This is a genomic window from Candidatus Cybelea sp., assembly GCA_036489315.1.
Lineage (GTDB): Bacteria > Vulcanimicrobiota > Vulcanimicrobiia > Vulcanimicrobiales > Vulcanimicrobiaceae > Cybelea.
Genome location: DASXFZ010000009.1, coordinates 1 through 24592, shown reverse-complemented (window position 1 = coordinate 24592; position 24592 = coordinate 1). Strand labels below are relative to the sequence as shown.

Genomic DNA, 24592 nt, shown 5'->3' with positions numbered 1-24592 from the left:
TCCCCGTCACCGGGGCGACCCTCGCGCACACATCGGCCGCTAGCGCTCGCTCCAGCGAATCCGGCCGGTTAGCTGCATGACGACGAAGAGGGTGACGATCGCTCCGATCGTGATCGTAAGCCCGCTCCAGCCCTCGTTAAAAAGCGCATACGAAAAGAGGATCAGGTAGACGAGCTGCGCGAGGCCGCTCTCGATCGCGGCAAAGCGCCAGCCGACGACGAGCCGCAGATACGAGATCGTCAGGAAGAGCGTGACGGCGGAGCAGATGACGAAGGCCGCCTCGATCGCAATGCGGTCGACGAGGTACGCGAAGAGCAAATGGAATGCGAAGAACGACGCTGCGAGAAAGAAATAGTTCACCGGATGCAGATCGATGCCGCGCAGCGTCGTGATGACGAGCATGACGAAGAAGTAGAAGAAGAGCGCGACGGGAGCCCAAAAGGTAATTCGCTGGGCGAGAGGCCCGGGCTGAAGCGGATAGGGAAACGCCATGCCGACGCCGTTGCCCGTTACCAGCGTCGCGTAGTGCCAATGGAGACGCCACCCTTTGCCGGCGCGCTCCTCCGGCGGATCGGGAAGCAGCGTCTGCGGCGGAAAATCGATCGCACCGAAGTCCGTCGTCATCGTGAGCGTGAAGCCGTTGACCGCAGCAACGTCGTTTCCGAATCGGTACACCCACGTTCCCATGCCTCGCGACGTGTAGCCGACGTTCATCGTCGTTTCGGCTCCGGGGGCGAGGTCGAACGCAACGTACCCTTGATCGAGCGCGCTGGGATTGCTCACGCGCCGGCCGCCGATCGTGCAGTAAAAGTTGGCGTAGGTGCCGTCGGTCGAAGGGAAGGGAAAGTGGACCGAGAGCTCGCGGCTCGTCGTTACGTTGCGGATCCGGTAGCGGGCGTTGAAGCCCACGGCGTAAAGGTTGTACCAGAGCAGCCCGTCGCGACGCTGCTCGAGGTGCAGGTTGACGTCGACGAGGCTGCCGTTCAACGGCACCCCGAGGCTTTCGTAGCCGCGCTCGACGCGTCGCTTATCTTTGTTGTAGGTGTCGACCGCGACCCGCGCACTTACTTGCGGTGCGAGCTGCGTTTGCGCGCTTCCCCACTGTGCGGTCAGCTTCTGTCGCTGGCTCGAATCGGAGTCCGATGTGCGCGCGACGAGGGTTGCGCCGAGAATCATCCAGGCAACGGCGGCCGAGCAGAAGATGAAAACGGTGGCGGCCAGGCGTTTGAACATGCTCTCTCCTCGAGCGCGGTCCGAATACTTTGCGATGCAAAGTTAGATACTTTGTACCACAGAGTAAAGCCGGGAAGCAAGGGGTTCGAAGGGAACTCACGCCTCGGAGGCTGATGTGATAAGCAAAGCGATCCGCGGCGCGACGCTAACGGCAAGCCTAGCTGCCGCTGCCTGTGGTGCGCCGGTTCCGCTGCCGTTGCAGCCGCTCGCCCCGGCAGTGATCCGCGAGCCGGGGCGTCCGTGCCGACCGATTTTCTACAAGCCGCGCGGCGCCCTGAAGCCGCAGCGCGAGCCGCTGCACGGGCCGGGGCTCGTCTTGGGCGGCGGCGGGCTCGACGTCAAGGGCGAGTTCGTTTGGATTCAGGATACGATCGCGGGCGCCGGGACCAAACGCGCCGGCGACCTCGTCGTCCTGCGGGCGACGGGTAATAACGACTACGACCGCTACATCTACCGGATCGCGCCGTACCGTTCCGTGCGAACGCTGCTGATCCCGACGTGTTCGGACGCGCAGACGCTGCGCGCCGCTGCGGCGATCGTCGAGCGATCGGGAGCCGTTTGGTTCGCCGGCGGCAATCAAGCCGACTACGTCATTTGGAAGCACACGCCGATCCAGCAAGCCGTCGAGCACGTTTATGCGTGGGGCGGGGTCGTCGGGGGCACGAGCGCTGGTGAAGCGATTCTCGGCCAGTACGTCTTCGACGCGGTCGCGGAAGGAGACCGGAACACGAGGACCGAGAACGCCGTGCGCCATCCGTGGGAGCGCATTATCAGCTTCACCTACGGTTTCTTCCGCTTTCCGGCGTTGCGGCACGTCATCACCGATCAGCACTTCGTAACGCGCAATCGCTTCGGACGCACCGCGGTCTTCATGGCGCGCCAGATCGCCGACGGAAGGCTTGCGCCGTCCGCGGACGTCCTCGGCGTCGGCGTCGACGAAGCCGCGGGCATCGTGGTCGACAAACGCGGCATCGGAACGCTCCTCTTGCAAGGCACGGGTGGATCCGCGTTCCTGATTCGCGGCGGCCCCGCAAAGCAAATCGTCCCCGGGCTGCCGTTCATCTCCGGGCGACTCGTCGTCACGAAGCTGAGCCGTCAAGGCGACTCCTTCGATTTCAACTCCTGGTGCGGGCGCGAGCCGACCTACGAGGTTCGCGTCGACGGTTCGCAGCGCGAGGGCGCGATCTACACGCCGCACGATCCCTACAAGCCGCCGAAGACGAGCCGCATTCCGAAATGCTAGCCCGCTAGGCTCTCCGGAGCACTAGCGCGCGGCGCGCAGCCTCCCCGGCGTCACACCGATGAACCGGCGCATCAGCAGCGCCATGTGGCTTTGATTGGCAAAACCGGACTGCAGCGCGATGTCGCAGATCGAGAGCTGCGTGCGCGCGAGCAGCTCTGCAGCGCGCTCGACGCGCTTGCGCAAAACGTACTGGTGCACGGAGGTTCCCATCGACTGCTTGAAGCGCACGTTGAGGTGAGATGAGCTGACGCCCGCAACTTGCGCGATCGTCGCTACCGTCAGCTCCGCACCGAGCTGCTCGTGAATGTAGGAAAGCACGCGTTTGAGCTCGCGATCGGGCAAGCCGCCGGCGAGGCGCTCGCGCGACGCGCGGCTCCAGCGGCGCAGCAGCTGCGAGGCAAGCGCGATGCCGAGGCTATCGGCGTAAATGCGCCCGTGCGGCGCCTGCGACTCCAACTCGGCCTTGAGCGCCCAGAGCAGATGCTCGATCTGCGGATCCCGGCACGTCAGCTGCGGGATAAATCCAACACGATCGGGATCGAGCCCCATTTCGATCGCGGTTGTCGCAATGAGGTCGTGCTGCAGGCCGACGGCGAGAAAGAGCGAGCTTCCTTGATCGACCCATTCGACCGACGAGCGCTCCGGTAAGATGTCGAACTCTCCAGGACGCTGCAGGCGCGTGTCCATCGTTTCGTCGCAACGGGCGACGGTCCGCAACGGCCGGCCGACGAGCATCGTGACGTTATGGCGCGCGAGGGTCACCGGCCGGCTCGTGCCGCCGGCGACGCGGATGAGCGAGGCGGAGAAGCCCGCCCAACCACGATCGGCGCTGGTGACGCGCGAGAGAACCTCGAGCGGCCGATCGAGCCAATAACGTTGTTCCGATCGCGCGTCCATCGTAGAGATAAATAACCTTCGGCAAAGCGGCGTGACACTCATCGCCGCGATCGTAGCGCCTTGCAGCACGCCGCGTCGCCCAAATTCTAACGATTTCGAATAGTTTCCAATCGGTTTGTGTTCCGCAGCGGGCAAACGTGAGCGACGGCGAGGCTCGCCTCGTTACGCTTGCTCAAAACCGAACTGGAGGGCAAACGTGAAACGAGCAATCATTAGTGCAGCGGTTCTTGTGCTGGCGGCCGGCGGGTGTTCGGCATCCGGGGCCGGCGATACCGGCAGAATCGGCGAGCTTCCCAGCCGCGTCGTTTCGGCCGGCTCGGGAACCCAATACACGGTCAGCGTGCTGCCGTCGCTTGGCGGCACGAACAGCGCGGCGAACACGATCGACTCGCGTGGGCAGGCGATGGGGACGTCGTTCCTTTCGGGCAACACCACGATGCACGCAGCGCTCTGGCGCCGCAGCGGCGTCACCGATCTCGGCACGCTCGGCGGCCCCAACAGCGCGGTCGAGTGGCCGGTGGAAAACGACGCGGGCTACGTCTCGGGCATTGCGGAGACCTCGATGAAAGATCCGCTGGGCGAGAGCACGAGCTGGAGCTGCCACGACTTTCTTCCCGATGGCGGAAGCTCCGGAGACACGTGCCTCGGCTTTATCTGGCGCGACGGCAAGATGCTGCGGCTGCCGACGCTGGGCGGCAACAACGGTTACGGCGCCGGCATGAATCAGGACGAAGTCGCCGGCTGGGCGGAGACCAAAAAGCACGATTCGACCTGCGTCGCGCCGCAGGTGCTGCAGTTTCTCCCGGCCACCTGGAACGCGAGGACCCGTAAGGCAACCGCGCTGCCGACGCTCACCGTTGGGGGCAAGACCGATCCGGATGGCGCCGCAACGGCGATCAACCATTGGGGCGAGGTCGTCGGCATCTCCGGCATCTGCGATCAGGCCGTCGGGCGTTTCACGGCCCGCCACGCCGTACTCTGGCGACACCACAAGCCGCTCGCGCTCAAAACGATCGGCGGGCGCTCCTGGAACACGCCGACGCCAATCAACGATCGCGGGCAGATCGTCGGGTTTCTCAATCGCCGCGGCAAGGCCGATCGTCACGGCCAGCCGGATTTCGTCTCGGTCATTTGGACGAATCCAAACTCGCGGCCGACGCAGATCGGTACGCTCTCAGGCGACTCACTGAGCGAGCCGACCTCGATCGACAACCGGGGCGACGTTCTCGGGGTCTCGATTCCAAGTTCCGACGTCTACCTCTGGCAGAACGGATCGCTGACCGATCTCACGAAGCTGCTCGCCCAGGCCTATCCGCAACTGCGACTGGTCAGCGTCGGCGGCATCAGCGACCGCGGTGAGATCGCCGGGCAAGCCTGCGAGCTGGTCAGCAGCGCCTGCCCAGCCTCCAACCCGACGCTGGTCACGGTGCTTGCCGTCCCGAACTGAGGGCAAGCACCTCTTAAAGATTTAGTTGACAACGCTTTCGGCCTGCAGTACCATACAACTAAATCTTTAAGAGTTCTGCTGATGGAGGCATCGTGACGTACCAGACCAACCCCTCGACCAAAGAGCTTCCCCGCGAGGCCCGCCCGCGGGTCCGCATCCCCGAGATGATGTCGAGCCGCATCTTCCCGGGTTGGGGACCGCAAGTCTAGGAAACCGCGGCCGGGCGCGTGCTGTATAAAGGGCATGCGCCTGGCCGTTTTGCTCCTCGCTCTGATCCTCTATCCCCTGGCCGTTTCGGCCGCGCCGGTGGCGCCTGAGGATCTCTTCAAATTCACGTTTTTGAGTTCGCCCGCGATCTCGCCCGACGGCGCCCACGTGCTCGTCGAAGCCTCGCGGATGAACGGACCGAAAGACACATACGATCGCACGATCGAGCTCGTCGACGTGTCGACGGGCAAGCTTTCGCCCAACGTCACCAAGCACGTGGGAGACGGCGATTTTGCTTGGATGCCGGATAGCCGAAGCTTCGTCTTCGTGCGCCGCGTCGAGAAGAAGAAACCGCAGCTCTATCGCTACGCGCTTGCCGGCGGAAAAATCGTCGCGCTCACCGACATCAAGCAGGGTGTAGCGAGTCCGGTCGTTTCGCACCGCGGCGACCGCATCGCGCTGGCCGTCAGCGACACCGATCCCGCGCCCGCCGCGCAGATCGACTTTGCCAAGGCCGGGTTTACGCCGAAGGACTCTCAGAAGAAGAGCGACGTCCGCTTTATCGATCAGCTCTTTTTCCAAGCCAACGGCCAAGGATATGTCTACGATACGCATACGCACATTTGGATCGTCGACGCCGACGGTTCCCATCCCAAACAGTTGACGTCGGGCAAGTACTCGGAAGGCTTCGACGCGTGGTCGCCGGACGACGGCACGATTCTCTTCGACTCATTGCGTTACGAGTCGGTCGACAGCGGGCCAAACGACGTCTATACGATCCCGTCGACCGGCGGCACGATGGAGAAAGTCGCCTCTCCGCTGCCCGCAAACTTCGGCGTTACTTTTGGGAGCGACGGCAGCCGCGTATACTACCTGAGCAACGACGTCAAAGACTCCGCCGAGCTTCCGGCCTTGGTCTCGGCGAATCGCGACGGCTCCGATCGCCGGGTCATCGTCGAAAAGAACACGGTTTCGTGGGGAGATTCGCTGCTCGCCGACATGAAGGAGGGCGGGGGACTCTGCCTCTCACCGCTTCCCGGCGCTAAGCTCGCGCTGCTCAACGTCGACGGTCCCGGCTATTCGAACCTGCGCATGCTGGATCTCGCGAGCGGGGCGCTGGCCAACGTCACGGCGCCCAAGGGTGAAGCGTGGGGCTGCACCGTCTCCCACGACGGAAGCCGCGTAGCCTATCTCTACAGCGATTTTTTGCACCCCGCGGACCTGTACGTGGCCCCGACAGGCGGCGGGACGCCGCGGCAGATCACCGAGGTAAATCGCGGATACCTCGCCTCGGTTACGCTTTCGACGCCGCAGGAGTTCAGCGCGCAAGATCCCTCCGGCTCTGCGGTACAAGCGTGGTTTATGCCGGCGACGACCGGTTCTCCCGGCGAGAAGCATCCGACGCTGCTCGACATTCACGGCGGCCCGGAGACCCAGTTCGGCGACACGTTCTTCCAAGAGTTCCAGCTCTACGCCGCGATGGGATATAACGTCGTGTTCTGCGACCCGGCCGGCAGCACGGGGCATGGCTACGCCTTCGAAGAGTCGCTCGAAAAGAATTACGGCGACGCGATGTTTGCCGACACTCAAGCCGTAATGGATGCGGCGGTGCGCAGGCCGGAGGTCGATGCTTCGCGCCTCGCCGTGCTCGGCGGTTCCTACGGCGGATACGCGACGCTGTGGGTCGTTTCGCACACCGACCGCTACAAAGCCGCCGTCGCCGAACGGGTTGTCAGCAACATGCAGAGCGAGAATCTCGCCGCGGACTTCGCCGGCAAGAACGGCTTGGCCGGCGGCTACTACACGATGGGGCCGGCGTGGGATCCCGCCAGCACGCTCTATGCGAAGTTCTCACCGTTGACCTACGTCGCAAACGTGCATACGCCGCTGATGATCCTGCACTCAGAAGACGATACGCGAACCCCGATCGACCAGACGCTGCAGGAGTTCACCTCGCTGAAGATCCTCGGGCGAACGGTCCAGTATGTTGCCGTGCCGGATGAGAACCACGACCTCTCGCGCACCGGCGCGCCCATCCACAGAGTCGAACGTCTGCACCTCATCCTCGACTGGCTCAAGAAATATATCTAACGCCGGTGTCGTCCTAGCCGAGTCGAAGGATGCTCTTCCTAGACGAGCCCGCCGTACGCGCGCTGCTGCGCTGGGAAGAACTCATCGGCGCGATGGAGCGCGTGCTGGCGGATTTTTCGCGAGGAGCGGTTCTACAGCCGCTGCGCACCGTGCTGACGATCGAAGAACGGCAGCGCTACGTCGGACTGATGCCGGCCGTCGCCGGCGACGTGATGGGGCTGAAGTTCGTTTCGTTCTATCCCGTCAATGCCGGCACGGAGTTTCCCACGCACCAAGCGACGATCGTGCTCTACCGCACCGATAACGGAGAGCCGCTTGCGGTGATGGACGGCCGCTTGATTACCGAGATGCGCACCGCCGCCGTCTCGGCGGCGATCACGAAGTATCTGGCGGCGCCCGGGAGCCGCGTGCTCGCCATTCTCGGCAGCGGCGTCCAGGGCCGCGCGCATCTCGAGGCGCTGCGCCACGTCTGCGACTTTGCCGAGGTGCGCGTTTGGAGCCGTACGCCCGAACACGCAACGGCATTCGCCCGCGAACGGGGCGCGGTCGCCGTTTCGAGCCCCGAAGCGGCGGTTCGCGGCGCCGACGTCATCGTCACGGCAACGGCCGCGCGCGAGCCGATTCTGCGCGGCGCATGGCTCAAAGCCGGCGCGCACGTTAACGCGGTTGGCTCGTCCCGGCCCGACTGGCGCGAGCTCGACGACGAGGCGATGCGCAATACGGTCGTCGTCGACTCGCGCGCGGCGGCGCTGGCCGAAGCCGGCGACGTGATCGTACCGCTGGCGCAGATCTATGCTGAGATCGGTGAGATCTTCGCGGGCAGCAAAGCGGCCCTTCCGGCGGAGACGACGGTCTTCAAATCCGTGGGGCTCGCCGTCGAAGACATTGCGGCCGCGCGGCTCGTCGTCGACGCTTACGAACGCCGTGAGCATCGTTCTTGAAACGCAGCGGCTGATCGTTCGCCGCTGGGAAGACGGCGATGCAGACGCGGCCGCCGCCATCTATGCAAAACCCGAGGTGATGCGTTACATTCCCGGAGGCGTTTGGAATCCGGAGCGCACGCGGCAAATCCTCGCGCGGATGCGTGAGCTCGAAGAGCGTCAGGGATTCGGCTTTTATCCGCTCGTGCATAAGGGCAGCGGCGCCCTGGCCGGCCATGCCGGGCTCGGACATCTCGAAGGCGGCGATGAGATCGAGGTCGCCTATATCCTCGACGTACCGTTCTGGGGCAGCGGTCTGGCGACAGAAGCGGCGCGCGCATTTCTGAGCGACGGGTTTGCGCGCCACGCGCTGACGCGGATCGTGGCGGTTGCGTTTCCCGAAAATCGCGCCTCGATCGCCGTCATGCAGCACTGCGGAATGCTGGCCTGCGGTCTTGCGCGGCACTTCGGGCGCGACGTCGAAAAGTACGAGGCTTTGAGCAAGTGAGCGGGAACTTCTGACCCATGCTGCTATTTCGCCGGACTCAAGTAGTCGTTCTTTTAGCCGCGCTTTTCGCGGCCGGCCCGACGGCCGTCGTCGCTCAGACCGTTACCGTGACGGTCAACGGCCAGCCGATGTATCTCAATCCCGGACCGATCGAACGCAGCGGTCGCGTCTTCGTTCCGCTGCGCGGAATCTTTGAGCGTCTCGGCGCCGCCGTCGTTTACGCTTCGGGCACGATCAACGCGACGAAGGGGAGCACGACGGTCTCGCTGCAGATCGGCTCCACGCAGGCAACGGTGAACGGCCAGGCGCAGATTCTCGACGTCGCCCCGTTCATCGTCGGAGCGAGCACGTACGTGCCGCTGCGTTTCGTCGCGCAGTCGCTGGGCGCGCAGGTCGGTTACGATGCCTCGACGCGCGTGGTCGCGATCGTCGGTGCATCTGGCCCGGGCCCGGTTCCGCCGCGGCCGTATCCGCCGGAGCCCCCGCCGCCGCCGAATCCGCCGCCCAACAGCATCGTGAATCTGCGCGCGCGCCAGCCCGCGCCCGACGCGGTCGTGAACGATCGCTTCATCGTCATCTCGGCCGAGTTTACGCATCGCGTCGCCCCGCGCAGCGTTCGCGTGCGGCTCGACGGCAACAACATCACCGACCGCAGCGGCGTATCGCAGACGGGATTCTCGTATAAACCCCCGGCGCCGCTGGACTTCGGCTCGCATACGGTGCGTATCGACGGACGCGACGTCGGCGGGGCGCCCTTCGACCGCGCGTGGTCGTTTAGCGTACGGCGCTCGGCCCCGGTACCGATCACGCTGACGATCAATCAGCCGGCTCCCGATACCGCGGTGGGGCGCACGTTTGTCGTTGCGGGAAGTACCGTACCCTACGCGCGGATCGACGTTACCGCCGGTGCGACGCCGTCGCTCAACGGTCAGTTTAGAGGTTCGACGACCGCCGGCGGCCAGGGCAACTTTCGAATCAAGGTGACGCTGACGACGCTGATGGGCCAGCAGTCGGTGCGCGTACGCATCACGGCCACCGATCCTTCGACTTCACGCAGCACGGAGACGACGCTGCAGCTGCGGCTGAACAACTAGTCGCGATCGATGCGGTGGGCCGCGACGCGCCGGTCGGGGCGCGCGATCGATTCGTAGAGCGCACCGGCGCCGACGATCAGCGCCATTACGAGCAGCGTAATCCAGCCGTAGTTGAAGACGGCACGGCCGCCCGATAACGGGCCGGGCCAGACGATGTCGAGCAGCATCAGAATCAAGTAGAGCGCGCCGCCGACCGTCACCGGAACTCCCCAGCGCCCGAGCGAGAAGACTCCGCTCGGGCGCCAGCCGCGCACTCTCGCAATGAGCGCCCCGAAGACGGTCAGAAAGAAGGCGAGATAGATTCCCGACGTTGCGAACGATACGAGTGCGTAGAGCGCGTTGACGTTAGCGGGATAGTCGAACCAGAGCACGTGCACCGGCCTGCTCGGATTGACCAGGACGAGCAGCAGAAAGAGAAACGGAACGATCGTGCCGACGAGTATCGCGTTGCCGGGCGTCCGGTGCCGCGGCGAGATCTGCTTGATCTTGGCGCTCAAGGGCAGCGCGCCGTCGCGCGCCAGCGCGAAGGCGACGCGAGCGCCCGCACCCTGCACCGCCGTGCCGCAACTGAAGAACGCAACGATCACCATCACGAGGAAGAAGTCTTGCAGCCACTTCGGCAGCACCGCGAGGATGCTGTTGATGCCGCCGCTGACGACGCCGCCGATGCCGGCGGCGGGTGTTGCGAGCAGCAGCCCCGCAACGAGCACGAACGACGCGATTCCGCCGTAGAGCAGCGCGGTGCGCATCGCCTTGGGAACCTGGCGCTGCGCCTCGATCGTCTCTTCGGAGATGTCGCCCGCCGACTCAAATCCGTAGAAGATGTAGACGTTGGCGAGCACCGCGACTAGCGCCGCACCGGTCCACCAGTTTCCGCCGAAGTCCAGCCCCAACGGGTTACTCTTCAGATGCTCGACGCCTTGGGTGGAAAAGACGAATCCGGGATGCTGATGGAACCCATAGATCGCAAGCGCAATGAAGACGCCGAACGTTCCGATCGTCTCGACGTAGACGCCGAAGCGCGCCACCCGCCCCATGACCTTCGCGCCGATCCAGTTCAAGATCGCCGAAAGAACGATGATGCCCCCGGCGATCGTAAAGATCGCGAGATGGTTCGCCGGATCGAAGTGCGTGCCGAACCAGATGTTCGAGAGCGAGGTCACGTACCCGACCGCCCCCGAGTCGACCGATGCTACGGTCGCGAGCAGCGCAAAACCATAGATCCAGCCGATAAACCATCCATAGCGCGGCCCGACGTTGTACTTGCCGTATTGGTAGAGCGCTCCCGAGAGCGGATACTCGCTGGCGAGCTCCCCGAAGACCAGCGCTACGAGCATCATCAGACCGACGACGACCGGAATCGTCCAGAGATAGCGCGGACCTCCGGTGCCCAGTCCGAGCGTATAGAGGGAGTAGATGCCCACCATCGGGCTCAGGTAGCTGAAGGCTACTGAGAAGTTATCGAAGAGTGAGAGTACTCTCGAAAGCTCTTGGCGGTAACCGAGCGCGGCGAGACGATCCCCCTCGTTTGGCGCATTGACCACGCCAGGTGCTTTCGCGCTTGTTTTGGAAGTTCACCCGCCGGTAGGCACCCCAAATGACTCGCCCGCCTTTCGCCATCGATGCCATCGACCACGTGCTGCTGCTGGTGCAGGGCATGGATGAGTCATTGGCGTTTTACGAGGGCGTCCTGGGCGCGGTCCTCGAGTCGCGGCTGCCGGATTACGCGATGGCGCAGTTGCGCGTCGGGCGGTCGCACATCGATCTGGTCGACACAAAGTCGCCTCAGGGGCGTTGGGGGCGCCCCGGCGGCGCGGGTGGGCGAAACGTCGATCACATCGCGTTACGCCTCGGGCTCTGCGACGAGAGCGCGCTTCGTGGACATCTCGCTGCGCGCGACGTTGCCGTCGTCGAAGAGCGCAGTGAAGAGGGACTCGAAGGCCGCAGCCTCTGCCTCTACATCCGCGATCCCTCCGGCAACCAAATCGAACTAATTCTCCCGCTATAACGCCCTTCGCGCGATCCTTAGAGACGCTCCAAAAGAGCTTCGTCATCCAAGGCGGCAAGCTCCGCCGGCACGCGGGCGCGTGCGCGCGCCGCAAGCCGCGCAGCGAGTTCTCGGCGCCGCTCCGGGGGAAGGGCGTCGCGGCGCTCCATGAAGCGCTTGATGATGGCGCGTTCGTCGCCGTCGAGATATGCCGTTGCGGCGTAGACCGGCTCCTGGCGGCGAAGCGGCAGATCGCGCGGCTCGACCAGGCCCGCATCGCGCACGACGATCGTACCCGCCGCCAGGTCGCCGAGCCGTTTGTTTTCCGGCGAGATTAGTGCGCTGATCGCCGCGAGGATGTAATAGCCGACGATCTGCTCGCCGACGCGAATGAGGTTACGGATCAGCGAGGCGCCGAAGTCGATCGGATACCCTCCATCCTGCACGACCCGTAGACCGAGAAGCCGCTTCCCGGGCGTCTGCCCGTTCCAGAGCGCCTCGAAGACGATGAAGTAACCGAACATGACGATGAAGACGACCGCCACAATGAGCGCGATCGCCGCGCTTTCCGCAACCTTATCGGAGGTCGCGGCGATGACGTGACGGTCCGGCACGCGCGACGCCGCGAGAACGATTCCCAGGAAGATTGCAATCAGGATGCCGATCTGGATCACCTGATCGACCATGAGCGCGAGGAAACGGCTGCCGAGCCCGGCGAGCTCGTAGCTGAACGCGATACTCTCGGGTGTACGTACGTCGACGGTACGATCCACCGCAGCTAGGTTCGACGGCCGCTTTTCGCCAACTCCTTGGAGGCTTGACACAGAGGGCTTTTATCGCGCGGCGGTCCGAGACGTGGCAACGGCTCGAAGCGCTGCTTACGCGCATCAGACGCCGCGGCATACGCTCGCTCTCAACCGACGAAATGGAGGAGCTCGGCCGGCTCTATCGGGCCACGACCAGCGATCTGGCCTACGCGCAAGGCCGCGGCTTCGACCGCCCGCTGCTCGAGTATCTGAATCGCTTAGTTGCGCGCGCCCACGCGCTCGTCTACGCAGAGGGCTCCAAGAGCGGGATGACCCGGATCTCAGACTTTTACGCGGCCGTCTTTCCGCGGGAGTTTCGGCGATCGCTCCCGTACGTCGCGATTTGCACCGCCCTGACGGTCGCCTGCGCGATCGTCTCCTACGTCTTGGTGCGTAATCACCCGGCCGACGTCTACGCGTTGCTGCCGGCAGGCCTCGTCCCGGATGCGATCCGCAAAAGCCTTCACGACTCGAACTTCGCGGTCGATGCGAGCTTTGCGCCGGCGATGTCCGCGCTGATCATCACCAACAACGTAAAGGTCGCGATCGTCGCTTTTGCCGGCTGCGTGACGCTCGGAGCGCTGACCATTTACATCATCGCCTTCAACGGGCTGATGCTCGGCGGGCTCGCGGCGCTTTTTACCAATGCCGGATTCGGTGCCGACTTCTGGGCTACGATCGCGCCGCACGGAGTTATCGAGCTGACGGCGATTCAGATTGCCGGCGCCGCCGGTCTGCTGATCGTCGCGGGGGTGCTCTACCCCGGGCGCCTGCGGCGCCGTGACGCGATCGCGGCTAACGCGCGCCGTGCCGGCACGCTGATTGTGGGCGTTGCCTCGATGCTCGTCGTGGCCGGCACGATCGAAGCCTTCGTCTCGCCGCGACGGCTGCCGCCGGCGATTCGCATCGCGGTCGGCCTCGTTACCGCCGTGGCGCTGGCCGCGTACTTTTCCGGTGCGGGGCGCCGAGCGGAGCCGGTGCCTATAGAAGACCGCGCCGCTTAACGCGCAGATACTCGTCGATCAGCGCCGTCGTCAGCGAGGTTGCGGGAACGTCGATCACGATCGCCCCGGTGCGCTCCAAAATAGTCTTCGCAACGCGGCGCTCTCCCGCCAGGCCGAGCGCAACTTTTGCGCGATAGGCCTCACCCACGCTCTCGGGCTCGTTCGCAAGCGCCGTATTTACCGCCGCGTCGTTCATAAAGACGCAGATCAGCAGGTGGTGTGCCGCAAGCGAGGTGACCTCGGCCATCAGCGTCGCTTGGGCGATCGGATCGATGACGTCGGTGAGAAAGACGATCATCGAGCGCTTGTGGAGGTGGTGGCGCAGATAGGCGAAGGCTCGCGCGTAGTTCGCCTCCTCGAAGCGCGGCTCGACGTCGTAGAGCGCCTCGGAGAGGCGCGCGATCGAAGAGCGCGTCGAACGGGGGGCCAGCGCGGCAAGAATCTCGCGTGCGAACGCGACGAGCCCGACGCGATCGCTTGCAAGGCCGGCGATGGTCGCCAGCGAGAGCGCCGCGGTTACCGCATAATCGAGCTTGCGGAGTGCGCCGGGCGCACTGCCGATGCGCGCCGTCATGAGCCGCCCGCAGTCGAGCAAAAGCATGACGCTTTGACTGCGCTCGACTTCATGCTGCGCGACCATCAGCTTCCCGCGCCGCGCCGTGGCCTTCCAATCAATCGTCCGGAAGGCGTCGCCGTCGCTCCATTCCCGCAGGGATTCGAATTCGGTGCCGGCACCGCGAAGCTTCATGCGGCGCAATCCTGCCTCGATGACGCGGTTGCGGACGTGAAGCGCGCCGTACCGTTCGACGGCGGAGAGATCTGGATAGACGCGGATCTCCGTCGATGCCTCGATCCGCCGCCGGCGCCGCAAGAGCCCGATAGGGTTCTCGTACCAAACGTACATCGTTTTGAGCTCGTCGGCACCCCGCGAGAGCGGGGTCACCGGGCGTACGAGCCGCGCGCGGCTACGGGGCGGCACCTCGCCGGCGAGCTCGTCGACATCGAAGCGCAGCGCAACAACCGGCGTCTCGATGATGCCGATGCGCAGCGATCGCGTTGAGGCATTCTCGATCGTATACGAAAGCTCGGCTCGCGCGCGCAGCGCGAAGTGCGCGGGCGCGGTGCGGACGACCGAAACGAGTTTTGCGGGCGACCCCATCGCTGCGTCGACGAGCGTCGCAACCGCGAGTGCCGCTCCTAGCGCGATCGCCAGCGGCAGGAAAAGCGAGACGCCGGGGGCGCACGCCAGCAGCAGTGCGATCGCCGCCAAGATCCAGAGAAAGCGCGCCGTGACCCATACCGGGAGCCACGGGGTGAATCTACTCACGAGGTACGGGCAGCGCCGCGAGGATCTCTTTGACGACGTCGCGCGCCGAGATACCCTCGATCTCGGCGTCCGGCGCAACGATCAATCGGTGCGGAATCACCAAGTCCGCGACGTCTTTGACGTCGTCGGGCGTGACGAAGTCGCGTCCCGCAATGGCGGCCGCTGCTTGCGATGCCGCCAGCAGGCCGATACCGGCGCGTGGTGACGCACCGAGCGTTAGGCGCGGATTGGCGCGTGTCGCCGCGACGATGCGGTACGTGTAGTCGCGCACGGCATCGGAGAGATGGACGCGCCGCACGGCCTGCTGCGCATCGATCACCTCGGCCGCGTTGGTCACCGGCGCAATATCCGACGACTCGAGCGCGCGCGCATCGAACCCGGCGGCAGCGCGCGCGAGCAGCTCGAGTTCCTGCGCCTCCTGCGGATACGAAGACTCGACCTTGACGGTGAAGCGGTCGAGCTGGGCCTCGGGCAGCGGATAGGTGCCCTCGTACTCTATTGGGTTCTGGGTCGCGCAGAGCAGAAACGGCTGCGGCAGCGGGTACGAGACGCCGTCGATGGTCACTCGCCCTTCCTCCATCGCTTCGAGCAGAGCCGACTGCGTTTTGGGCGGCGTCCGGTTCACTTCGTCGGCCAGCACGACGTTGGCGACGATCGGCCCGGTGCGCGTCGTGAACTCCGCGGTCTGCGGGTTGAAGACCGTCGTTCCGACGACGTCGGACGGCATCAGGTCCGGCGTAAAGGCGATTCGCCGGAACTGCAGGCCCAGCAGCAGCGCGAGCGCTCGCACCGCGAGGGTCTTGCCCGTGCCGGGCACGCCCTCGATCAAGACGTGTCCGCGCGCGAGCAGCGCGATCGTCAAACCGGTGGTCACGCGTTCCGCACCGACCAAAACACGATCCATGCCGGCCGACACGCGGCCGGCGATCTCGCTAACGTTACTGTTCACGCGTGCTCCTTTCGCCGCCGGTACGCCAGAACTGCCTCGTGCAGCGCGGCCGCATCGCTGGGCCGGGTCCGTGAGCGGCGCAGCAGCTCCGCCATCGCCGCAATGTACGAAGACGAGTCGCGCTCGTCGAGAAACGCGGGCAGGTAGGGCGGCGCCGAACGCACGTTGGCGCCGACCAGCGCCAGGACGACGATCGCCACGACGATCCAGAAGGCTGCGCGAACGGGCTGCGGCAGCGCACCCCACATCGTCAAGCCGTCGTCGTAACCATGAACGTATTCGTCGAAAGCGGCGGCACCGTGGTTGGCGATCGTGTTGTAAGCGAAACGCAGGTTATCCGCGTCGCGCAGGTGCCGGTTTCCAAAGAGCTGCGGGGCGGTGACCGCGATGACTTCGCCGCGCCCGAACCGGTAGGAGACCGCGACCATGCCGCGATCGTTGGCGAGCAGTGGTGTTCCGCGCGCAGAGCTGAAGGGAAAGACCGAACTCACCGGGCCGAGCACGCGGCGTACGCCGGCGGTATAGGCGTTGCGCGCGAGGGCGATCGCCGTCGCGGCCATTGCATGACGGCTCGTTCCAACGCCGGGCGTTATGTCGTTGCGTCCCGCAAAATCGGTGTCGATCGCCACAAATCGGCCGCCGCCTTCGACGAAGCGCTTTATTGCCGAGGCGTCGTGCTGGTCGAGGTGCTTCGCCGAAGGGTCGCTCTCGTAGCCGGTAACGACCAGCGTCTTTATGGAGGGATCGAGAACCGCGACGACGCGCTCGAGGCGCCGTACCGGTACTCCGGCCGTGCGCAGCACTTCGTAGAGCGCGCGATAGCCGTTCGGCCCCGTATCGAAGGTAGAGAAGACCGAAACGGGTTGATGCGGCGTGGTCGTATTTGCATACGCCAACAGGATCAGTATCAGGGCCGCGCCGGTGACGACTGCGACGTCGAGACGTGCTTTTATGTTCGCACCCCCTGTCGCAGTGCGCCGAACGCGTCTCTCGCGCGCTCCCATTGCGCCGCCTCGACGCTGCGTTCGGCGTATGCCTTCTGCGTGAAAGCAGCGGCGACCGCATCGAAGGGTGGGACGAGCGTCGCGGATCCGCTGCGCAGTTGCCGGCGCAGGTCGCCGACGGTTGCGCTGCGCTTCCCCGCCACCGTGCCGCTGCGCTCGAGCAGTGCAACGGTGGCGGCGAAGAGCAACAGCGCCGCATTTCCGTACTCTCCACGGTTGGCGGCGCCGCACGCTTCCCCATAGAGCAGCGCCGAATCGGTACTTGGCGCCAGGGGTTCGCTTACCACTCGCTTTACGGCCCGGCGAAACGGCAGGTTGCGCAGGAGAAGAAATGCGACCAGCAGCAGCGCGGCCGCGACGATTGCGAGCACGCCGTCGCCGATAGCCGCGGCGCCGCGGCGGCCGATGTGGGCGTGGGCGAAGATCGAACGCCAGAACTGATCCCAGCGATCGCGCAGCCATTGCCAGGTGCGCACCCACCACGGCTCGGGTTCCGGCGGTGCAGGAGGCGGTTCGCTCAGCCGGTATCGGCCGGCAATGGCGAACTCGCGCTGGGCGATCGCGCGAAGGCCCACCGGAGCGCGCGTGTTTGAACGGGGAGAATCGAGCTGCGCCGCCTTGTGCGACCGATCGGCCTGCAGCCAGCGCGAGATCAGCGCTTCTCGCGATGGCGTCGCAAGTGCAGCCGCGGCCGCAACCGCGAGAATCACGCGGGCTGCGCGCCGGTCAAACGATCGAGCGAGGTTTCGAGATCGAAGGCTTCACGGCGAATGCGTACGTCGAAGTAGTAGATCGCGAGCAGCACCACGCCGAACGGCGCAAGCGTGGCGCGAGCAAGCGATTCGATGATGGCCTCCAAGGCCGGCTGGTGGGCGAAGGCGGCCACTAGTCCGAGCATTCCCAGCATCATCGAGCCTCCCAGCACGACACCGCCGGCGGCGATCGAGAAGAGCAGCGCACGCCAGAACTCGGTGCGGTTGAAGACGCGCGCGAAGCCTCGCCGGAGCGATTCGCCAACGCCGCACTCTTCGATGACCGCCGAGTACATCGCAAAGACGAGCGAGACCGCAAGTGGCGCGAGCAACGGAGCCATTACGATGAAGCCGGCGAGCCCGGCAGCGAAGCCGAACCAAAACGCGAAGGTGCTCGAGGCTGCGCCCAGCGCGATCACGACGACGACGATCACCACGACGATGACGATCACCGCGAGATACCAAGCCAGGAAGGCGAACAACTGAAAGAAGAGCAGTGCGATGATCTGGCGCCAGCGCACCAGCACTGCCTCGTAGCACGCGCGAAATTCGACGCGCCGGTTACGATAAAGCCTCGCGACGCCGACGGCGACCGCGTTGAGCGCGAACGGCCAGAAGAGATACGTGATGAAGAGAAGGATGCCGAGCGCCGCGACCGATGCCGGGGAATCCAAAATCGTCGGAACGTGTTCGACCTTAGCGTGTGCGGGATTTTCCAGAACCTTGGTCATCAGGTCGAGCTGCGGCTGGGAACTGCGATCCAGAACGTACTGCAAGATCGACAGCGGCAGGATCAAGACCATGACGATGCCGGCGAACGGCACGATGTTACGAATATAGAGCGTAACGGCCCGGTCGAAAATTTCGCCGAAGCCCAGTGGTCGAAGCTCCACGCGCGCGCCTTCTGGCAAGGAGATTCGAATCCCCCCGGGAGGGCGAGGCGGATGTTCGGCGGCGTCGCAGAATTCCCGTATCAGAATGCTGCCTTTCGCAAAACAAACGATGCTCGCGGTCGCTTTCGCGGCTCTGTCCGGCGTCGCCGCCGTCGCGGCCGGCGCGTCGAATAACGCGTTGGGCGCGTGGCTTCCCGATCCGGATACGGGCTTCACGGCCTGGGCCAACGGACAGGCGGCCGCGTCCTCGGCGTACGACTACTTCGTCTGCGGCAACGCGACGCCGGCCGAGAAGAAGCAGAGCTTCTATTATCCCGGCAGCGCCTGCCCGCTGGTCAAAAATGGGACGTCGTTTTCATACAGTACGCCCGAGCCGAAGAAGGTCAACATTCTCTACGACGCCGCGCACGGAATCGTGCTCTACGATAAGGGATGCTGCGCGTGGCGCGGCTTTGCGCTGACGCAAGGCGTCACGCGGCCGCCGGCACCCGTCGCCGCCATGGACCTGCACGCGGTTCACACGATGCGCGGCGTGTCGCTGGGGATGAGCCGCTCGGCCGTGCAGAAGATCTACGGGGCGGCGAAGCCGCACGCGGCGAAAGAGCGTTCCGGCATGATGACCCTTTCCTACACGACGATGCGCGGAACGCCGTCCAAACCCAGCGGCGATGCGTGCGGACAGTTCCAAAGTTTCTTTTTCCGCCAAGATCGTCTCGTCTCGATCGAACTGCTGACGGGGTGTTAGCGCTCTTCCTCTTCGGCCTGGCCGCGCTAAGCACGCCGAGCCCCACACCCCTTCCCGCGCTCAGCCCGGGACCGACTCCAACGCCGGGCAAGCCGTTGCGTCATCTGGAGTATACGTTCAGCGTCGGCGTGCAGGGCGTGCAGAACTACGCCGTCGAGCCCGGCGGCAGCGGCGTGCAAACCGTCGACAAGGGAGGCCACATCGCCACGCCGGAGGGCGGAAGCGGGACGATGTACGTCGACGTGCTCTCGGTCGCGCCGGACGGGGCGCTGGTCGTGCGCATCGCCGAGCTCGTGCGGGGCGATGCGCGCCCTCGTCAGGCCTTTAGCTGCAGCGTCTATGGAAACACCTCGGTGCTGTGTCCCTCGACGCCCTCGCCGAGCCAGGCCGAGTGGGTATTGCTGAGCTATCTCGGTCGACAGTTCGTAGACGCTGCGCCGTGGAACGCGCAAGGGCAGTGGGAGCGCACGGAGCAGTCCGATCAGTTCGAGACGACGGAAGATTTTACGCTGGTCGACGCGAGCCAGCAACGAGCGGTGGTCCACGAAGTCAAGAAGATGACGCTGCATAACGGCGGCTTCGATAACCAAACGTCGGACGTGATGATTACGTACGACCGCACGATGGAGGTGCCGACCTTGATTCACGATGACGTAGTGACGACCGGCGGCGACGAGGCCAGCCATGCAAAGTACGATTTCAGCCTGAAGCACGACTCGATGAAATCCGCGCGGCCGCCCGCGACACCGAAACCGTGATGCGCGCCGCGAGCGCCGTTGCCTTGTTGCTCGCGCTCCTGACGCCGTATGCGGCACGCGCCGCAGGTACCGATTCTCCCGCGGCCATCGAGAGCATCGTTCGCAGCTCGATGGCGGCCAATCATCTGCGGGCCGCGATCGTACAGGTTCGGCGGGACGGAAATAACATCTACACGGGCGCCTTTGGCGAGTCGATGACCGGCGTTGCGGCCACGCCGGATATGCACTTTCGCAACGGCGCGCTAGCCTTCACTTACATGGCGACGCTGCTGCTGGAGTTCTGCGATCAGAAGAAGGTGACGCTCGACACGAAGCTTTCCCGATTCTATCCAGAGCTTCCCGACGCCGATCGCATCACGCTTGCGGACCTGGCGCGGATGACGTCGGGCTACGCCGATTACGTCTATCAGGACGAGCTGCTCAACGGTTTATACCTCGATCCGTTTCGTCAGTGGACGCCGGAGGAGCTGATCCAGATCGGCGTCAGCAAACCCCTGCAGTTCGCGCCTGGGACAAACTGGGGATACTCGCACACCAATTACGTGATTCTGGGCCGGGTGCTGGAGAAGATCGCGGGCATGCCGCTCATCGATGCGCTCCAGAAATACGTTTTGGATCCAATGGGGCTCAAGGAGACGAGCGGCAACAAGACGCCGGCGATCCCGCAGCCGGTATTGCACTCGTTTACCTCGGAACGGCGTGAGACGCTCGGAATCGCCGCGAAGATCCCGTTCTTCGAAGAGTCGACCTACTGGAATCCTTCGTGGACGACCATCGACCAGGCGGTCGAAACGACGACGATCACCGATCTCAGCATTTCGCTGGAGGCGGTCGGGACGGGGAAGCTCATCTCGCCGGCGTCGTCGGCCGCGCAGATCACGCCGAAGCTGATCGGCTTCGGACACCCGCAGCCGAACTGTCCGGCGTGCCGGAAGAACGACCTCGCGCTGAGCTACGGGCTCGGCGTCATCTTCTCCGGTCCGTGGGTTACACAAACCTTGGGGTTTGCGGGTGCATCCGGAGCGGTGGGCTATCTCCCGGCGCAGAGGGTGACAATCGCCGTTGAGGCGACAAACACGGCCGCCGCGTACGATCAAAAAGGCGGTGCCGGCCTCGGTGCGACACAAGTCTTTCGCGCGCTCGCCGATGCGGTCGCGCCGGGTACGCTCCCTTCACCCGACCCGCAGTAAAGTAAAACTCTAGAGACTTCGTGTGCCTTCAACGCGCCGTGAAGGCGACCGAAGCGAGCCGCCGTTAACGTGAAGGCTCCTCGGCTTGGGCGGCCTTCATCGCATCTTCGATCCGCTCGTGCAGCGGCCAGAGCGCGTCAAAGCCGGTGATCTCAAAGAGCCGCCGTACGGTGTAGGGCGGAGCGGCGAAATGCGCGGCTGCGAAGTGCTTCTTGATGACCCGCTCCTGATACATCGCCATGAGGATCGACAGGCACGAGGAGTCGATGTACGTGACGTTGCTCATGTCGATGACGACGCTGGGCTCCCGGCGCGCCGAGGCGAGCGCCTCGCGCAGTTTGCCGGCCGTGGAAATATCCCATTCAGGCTCATCGAGCCGAATTAGAATCATAGGCACGTTGGCTTAAACAGGCTTGGTTTGAAGCCCTCCGGCCAGCAGCCAGGCACTTGGGAGGCCAAGCGGCCGTTGCGCCGGTTTAGAACGCCGCGCTTCGCGGAAACGACTAGAGCCGATGGAAGCAGATGTTCGAACGAAGCTCACCGCACTGCTAGCCGAACGCGGGCTAACGTTATCCTCGTTCGATGGAAAGACGTTGGTCGTCCATTACGACGCCGCGGGCGACTCGGAAGTGCAGCAGGGCCATGCCGTCGACGCCGCGTCTTTGTCGCGCTACGTGCAAGACGTCATCGCGCAGCAACCGGGGAGCGAAACGATGTTCCCCGGACTTGTCGATGTCAAGGTAGAGCTCTCAGCGACGCATTAGCGCGGGCGAGGCCGGCAGCACTGCCCGTTGCCCCTGACCGGGCCGATCTCGGCCTGGGAGATGCGCCTTCGGCATCGAATGCTTTGATCGAACACCGCGTTGAGACGAGGTGTAATCGAGGCGTCCGGAGGGTGGATGGTTAGCTTACGAATGCTGCCTGCCGTTGCGACTATCGCGCTGATCGCGGCTCTCGGCGCCGACGCCCCTGCACAAATGGGCCCCCAACAAGGCGCGAGCCCCTGCACGTCGAGCATTCGCGTGCTCTTCAACCAGTTCGGCCAGACGCATATCCCCGCCGGTTCGACAATCTGGTTCTCTGGCGTGCTCGAAGGCATTCAGAGTGCCGGTACGCGGGCAGTCGCGCCGCTTCGGATCGACGTACGGCAGTCGCGTATCACGTTTGGACTGTGGCCGTACGTCATCGACATGCCCGACAGCACGATCACGATCGACCCGGCAGCCGGCGCACCGCAGAGGTGGTGGGTCGGCAACACCTCGTGGTCGGTCACCTACGCGCCGGCGCAGGTTCCCGAAGCTTTTTTTGATGGCATGCCCTACCGGGCACCCGAACCGTTCATTCCCGGCCATAGCGGCCCGGTTACCTGGACGGCAACGTTTAGCGCTTCGCGCCCCGGCGTTACGGTCCGTTGGGCGTGGAGTGCGGCGGCGTACTCGCAGTTTGGTGCCAACGGGGGTCTTCTCGTAAAGCCGCTGTCCGTACCGGTGCCGGAATTTCAAAATTCCGATCCCGCCGGCACGCCGGAGCTCTTCAAGCAGTACGTCGTTGCGGGAGCTACGGGCAGCGGGACGCCCAACTACACGGGTGCTCGCAGTGAAACCACATCGGTTACGGCGTGCCCCGCATCAAAGAGTCCGTAGCCGACCATGCATCCCCCGACGCCCGTAATACGCCAGTCCGCGCGCATCCTCATGATGCCCAACGGCTTTGCCGCGCCGTCATTTGCGTCGCCGGTTTCGCAGGAGGTGACATTCGCCGACGGCCGCAGCGCCGCGGCCGTCAGCCGCTGCTATACGACGGACCTCTGCGCGTTGATTTCGTATGGGAACGGCGATCGGCTCGCGATCTATTCCGAAGGGGCGGCGTACTGCCGGGCCTACGTGCTGCACTTCGAGCGAACGAGTTTCGGGCGGACGATCTACGCCTTTTCCCGCGTCCTCGACTATGACGATCCTCCCGCCGCGCACGGCCGGCATTGCCTCCGCACGCGCACGACCCGTATCGTGATGGACGGCGGGCGCGAGCAGCTTACGATTTCCAAGAACGCAGACGGTACGCTGCGCTTTCACTTTGGCGATCTCTAGGCAGCGGAGAGATGTTTAGCGAGCTCCTTGTGAAAGCGTTCGAGTTCGCTCAGTGAAGTGATCTGGGGCATCTCGAACTCCGTCTTGTGAAGCTTTTGACCGGGCTGGGCCGCTCCGATCATTATGACGGATCCATTCCGAGATGACGCGCCGGTGCGGCCGACGTGGGCAGCGACGATGGTTCCCGCATCGTTGGTGAGCACCGTCAGCTTCGTCATGAGAAGGTGTCGCTGAAGTCCGCCGACCAATAATTCCCGTCGACCTGGTCGTGGAACGCCTTTTTGCTGACCTCGACGATGGTCACTGCCCTGTAAATGTCGAGGCCCACCTCGATGTTATCGGAGTAGGCGGGAACGCGGTTTACGGTGGTGGATATCTCCATTGGGGGGTCGGCCTCCATCCTGTACCTGCAGCCTACTCCCGCGGCACGGCGTCTTCAAGGCCCTTTGGCCCCAAACGCGCTAGCACCGAATGCCGCCTTCTACGAGCGCATCGGCCTATTTCGCTCTTGCGGCGAACGGTTACTTATGACTATCGCGAATCGGATAGTCCGGTCTCTGAACGTATACGTACTTCTCGCCGCAAATACGGCAAATATTCAGCGGACTTCCAAAATGCTCGTGCGGCTCGAACGTCTTTGCGACTTTCGTACGCTTCTTGACCGGTGCTGTGGGTTCGATGATGTCTACTCTTATCGGCTCCCGGGTCAGGAGCAGCGCCGCTCCAAATCGGAGGCGTTCTTTTCTTATTCGAGATTCAGGGCGAAGGACCTCGATTCTTGAGAACCGTGGCTAAAAACCGGCAAAAGTAGCAACTTACACGAGAATTTGGCGTTTTTCGAAACCTCGACCGGCTGGTTCCGGTAGTAACGATCGAAGTGACACAACCGCAAGATTGGAAAGTTGAACTAGTATGATGGCCACCGCGAAAGTCTTAGATCGGGCGCGTGCTCCCGAGGCCGTAGATGATGCCCCTAACGGCAGCGTCGACCGCAGCGCGTGCGATTACAACCTGTACGGCACCTCAAGGCGAAGAGATTTCATTTTTAGCGTTCACTAGCGCCCGCTGACTGCCCAAACGCACAGAGTGGTGACGTACACCGTTCCATCACTCTGACCGCCGCCGACGTTGGTTGTGCCGGCAGGAGCGTTTCCACCCATGACTCGATAGAGAACCGTTTTCTGGCCCGAAGGCCTCGCCACGTCGTGGCGAGCGTTCGGTTTGCTCGCTCGCCGCTCAGCCGCAAAGGCCTAGCTGGGCGGGCGTCATCGCGGCAGCGTTGGCGGCGCGAGGTTAGCAGCCCGGATAACACGGCGGGAGCGGAGGAGGAGGATAGGGCGGGTACTGCTGCTGCGGGTATTGCTGGTACTGCTGCTGCGGGTATTGCTGGTACTGCTGCTGCGGGTATTGCTGGTACTGCTGCTGCGGGTATTGCTGGTACTGCTGCTGC

At 64.3% G+C, this 24592-nt stretch carries 26 protein-coding genes; 14 read left to right on the top strand and 12 right to left on the bottom strand.

The genetic code is table 11. The annotated features are described in order from the left end of the window. Positions 1-39: 39 nt before the first annotated feature. The gene (locus VGG51_01485) at positions 40-1233 is read right to left on the bottom strand and encodes an inner membrane CreD family protein (GenBank protein ID HEY1881696.1); all 1194 of its coding nucleotides are present in this window, start codon (positions 1231-1233) and stop codon (positions 40-42) included. Between the two features lie 115 nt (positions 1234-1348). Between VGG51_01485 and VGG51_01480 the strand changes: the two genes are divergently transcribed. Then, positions 1349-2476 carry a cyanophycinase gene (locus tag VGG51_01480; protein HEY1881695.1) on the top strand — a complete coding sequence of 376 codons (1128 nt, stop codon included), beginning with the start codon at positions 1349-1351 and terminating at the stop codon, positions 2474-2476. Positions 2477-2497: 21 nt separating this feature from the next. Here VGG51_01480 and VGG51_01475 read toward each other — a convergent pair whose 3' ends face one another. Then, positions 2498-3373 carry an AraC family transcriptional regulator gene (locus VGG51_01475; GenBank protein HEY1881694.1) on the bottom strand — a complete coding sequence of 292 codons (876 nt, stop codon included), beginning with the start codon at positions 3371-3373 and terminating at the stop codon, positions 2498-2500. Positions 3374-3569: 196 nt separating this feature from the next. Here VGG51_01475 and VGG51_01470 point away from each other — a divergent pair, with 196 nt between their 5' ends. From VGG51_01470 to VGG51_01450, 5 genes are all read left to right on the top strand, one after another. Further along, the gene (locus VGG51_01470; GenBank protein HEY1881693.1) at positions 3570-4820 is read left to right on the top strand and encodes a hypothetical protein; all 1251 of its coding nucleotides are present in this window, start codon (positions 3570-3572) and stop codon (positions 4818-4820) included. Positions 4821-5063: 243 nt separating this feature from the next. Next, positions 5064-7118, top strand: coding sequence for a S9 family peptidase (locus VGG51_01465; GenBank protein ID HEY1881692.1), 2055 nt, complete (start codon positions 5064-5066; stop codon positions 7116-7118). A 29-nt stretch (positions 7119-7147) separates the two neighbouring features. Next, positions 7148-8059 carry an NAD(P)-binding domain-containing protein gene (locus VGG51_01460; protein ID HEY1881691.1) on the top strand — a complete coding sequence of 304 codons (912 nt, stop codon included), beginning with the start codon at positions 7148-7150 and terminating at the stop codon, positions 8057-8059. Then, complete coding sequence (locus VGG51_01455) at positions 8043-8546, top strand: GNAT family N-acetyltransferase (GenBank protein HEY1881690.1); 504 nt, start codon at positions 8043-8045, stop codon at positions 8544-8546. Before VGG51_01460 ends, VGG51_01455 begins: the two co-directional genes overlap by 17 nt. 17 nt (positions 8547-8563) lie before the next feature. After that, positions 8564-9640, top strand: a complete 1077-nt coding sequence (locus VGG51_01450; GenBank protein HEY1881689.1) for a copper amine oxidase N-terminal domain-containing protein — start codon at positions 8564-8566, stop codon at positions 9638-9640. Here the strand turns inward: VGG51_01450 and VGG51_01445 are convergent. Further along, positions 9637-11184: an APC family permease gene (locus tag VGG51_01445; protein HEY1881688.1), complete on the bottom strand. Its 1548-nt coding sequence runs from the start codon at positions 11182-11184 to the stop codon at positions 9637-9639. The genes VGG51_01450 and VGG51_01445 overlap by 4 nt on opposite strands. Before the next feature lie 53 nt (positions 11185-11237). On the opposite strand from VGG51_01445, the gene VGG51_01440 reads away from it, so the two are divergent. Then, complete coding sequence (locus tag VGG51_01440) at positions 11238-11648, top strand: VOC family protein (protein ID HEY1881687.1); 411 nt, start codon at positions 11238-11240, stop codon at positions 11646-11648. 17 nt (positions 11649-11665) lie between these two features. On the opposite strand, the gene VGG51_01435 is transcribed toward VGG51_01440, so the two are convergent. Further along, positions 11666-12400 carry an RDD family protein gene (locus tag VGG51_01435; protein HEY1881686.1) on the bottom strand — a complete coding sequence of 245 codons (735 nt, stop codon included), beginning with the start codon at positions 12398-12400 and terminating at the stop codon, positions 11666-11668. Between the two features lie 44 nt (positions 12401-12444). On the opposite strand from VGG51_01435, the gene VGG51_01430 reads away from it, so the two are divergent. Beyond that, positions 12445-13437 carry a stage II sporulation protein M gene (locus VGG51_01430; GenBank protein HEY1881685.1) on the top strand — a complete coding sequence of 331 codons (993 nt, stop codon included), beginning with the start codon at positions 12445-12447 and terminating at the stop codon, positions 13435-13437. Here the strand turns inward: VGG51_01430 and VGG51_01425 are convergent. The 5 genes from VGG51_01425 to VGG51_01405 are packed head-to-tail and all read right to left on the bottom strand — an operon-like array spanning position 13415 to position 18362. Then, complete coding sequence (locus tag VGG51_01425) at positions 13415-14764, bottom strand: DUF58 domain-containing protein (protein HEY1881684.1); 1350 nt, start codon at positions 14762-14764, stop codon at positions 13415-13417. The two genes, VGG51_01430 and VGG51_01425, sit on opposite strands and share 23 nt — an antisense overlap. Further along, positions 14757-15713, bottom strand: a complete 957-nt coding sequence (locus VGG51_01420) for a MoxR family ATPase (GenBank protein HEY1881683.1) — start codon at positions 15711-15713, stop codon at positions 14757-14759. The genes VGG51_01425 and VGG51_01420 overlap by 8 nt, the downstream gene beginning before the upstream one ends. Next, the gene (locus VGG51_01415; GenBank protein ID HEY1881682.1) at positions 15710-16717 is read right to left on the bottom strand and encodes a DUF4350 domain-containing protein; all 1008 of its coding nucleotides are present in this window, start codon (positions 16715-16717) and stop codon (positions 15710-15712) included. The genes VGG51_01420 and VGG51_01415 overlap by 4 nt, the downstream gene beginning before the upstream one ends. Continuing rightward, a complete protein-coding gene (locus VGG51_01410; protein ID HEY1881681.1) occupies positions 16663-17427 on the bottom strand; it encodes a DUF4129 domain-containing protein in 765 nt (254 codons plus the stop codon). The genes VGG51_01415 and VGG51_01410 overlap by 55 nt, the downstream gene beginning before the upstream one ends. Next, complete coding sequence (locus VGG51_01405; protein ID HEY1881680.1) at positions 17424-18362, bottom strand: hypothetical protein; 939 nt, start codon at positions 18360-18362, stop codon at positions 17424-17426. Before VGG51_01405 ends, VGG51_01410 begins: the two co-directional genes overlap by 4 nt. A 109-nt stretch (positions 18363-18471) precedes the next feature. Here VGG51_01405 and VGG51_01400 point away from each other — a divergent pair, with 109 nt between their 5' ends. Genes VGG51_01400 through VGG51_01390 form a run of 3 tightly spaced genes read left to right on the top strand, consistent with a single transcriptional unit; the run spans position 18472 to position 21055 of the window. Next, positions 18472-19107 (top strand): hypothetical protein, encoded by a 636-nt coding sequence (locus VGG51_01400; protein ID HEY1881679.1) that lies wholly within the window; start codon positions 18472-18474, stop codon positions 19105-19107. Beyond that, positions 19101-19865, top strand: a complete 765-nt coding sequence (locus VGG51_01395) for a hypothetical protein (GenBank protein ID HEY1881678.1) — start codon at positions 19101-19103, stop codon at positions 19863-19865. The genes VGG51_01400 and VGG51_01395 overlap by 7 nt, the downstream gene beginning before the upstream one ends. Then, positions 19865-21055 (top strand): serine hydrolase domain-containing protein, encoded by a 1191-nt coding sequence (locus tag VGG51_01390; protein ID HEY1881677.1) that lies wholly within the window; start codon positions 19865-19867, stop codon positions 21053-21055. The genes VGG51_01395 and VGG51_01390 overlap by 1 nt, the downstream gene beginning before the upstream one ends. Positions 21056-21119: 64 nt before the next feature. On the opposite strand, the gene VGG51_01385 is transcribed toward VGG51_01390, so the two are convergent. After that, positions 21120-21446, bottom strand: a complete 327-nt coding sequence (locus tag VGG51_01385; protein HEY1881676.1) for an STAS domain-containing protein — start codon at positions 21444-21446, stop codon at positions 21120-21122. A 121-nt stretch (positions 21447-21567) separates the two neighbouring features. Here VGG51_01385 and VGG51_01380 point away from each other — a divergent pair, with 121 nt between their 5' ends. From VGG51_01380 to VGG51_01370, 3 genes are all read left to right on the top strand, one after another. Continuing rightward, entirely contained in the window at positions 21568-21819 is a 252-nt protein-coding gene (locus VGG51_01380; protein HEY1881675.1) for a hypothetical protein, read from the top strand. Positions 21820-21969: 150 nt separating this feature from the next. Further along, the gene (locus tag VGG51_01375) at positions 21970-22698 is read left to right on the top strand and encodes a hypothetical protein (protein ID HEY1881674.1); all 729 of its coding nucleotides are present in this window, start codon (positions 21970-21972) and stop codon (positions 22696-22698) included. 6 nt (positions 22699-22704) lie between these two features. Then, a complete protein-coding gene (locus VGG51_01370) occupies positions 22705-23142 on the top strand; it encodes a hypothetical protein (protein HEY1881673.1) in 438 nt (145 codons plus the stop codon). Here VGG51_01370 and VGG51_01365 read toward each other — a convergent pair. After that, positions 23139-23360, bottom strand: a complete 222-nt coding sequence (locus VGG51_01365) for a hypothetical protein (protein ID HEY1881672.1) — start codon at positions 23358-23360, stop codon at positions 23139-23141. The two genes, VGG51_01370 and VGG51_01365, sit on opposite strands and share 4 nt — an antisense overlap. Further along, positions 23357-23524, bottom strand: coding sequence for a hypothetical protein (locus VGG51_01360; GenBank protein ID HEY1881671.1), 168 nt, complete (start codon positions 23522-23524; stop codon positions 23357-23359). Before VGG51_01360 ends, VGG51_01365 begins: the two co-directional genes overlap by 4 nt. Positions 23525-24592: the final 1068 nt, after the last annotated feature.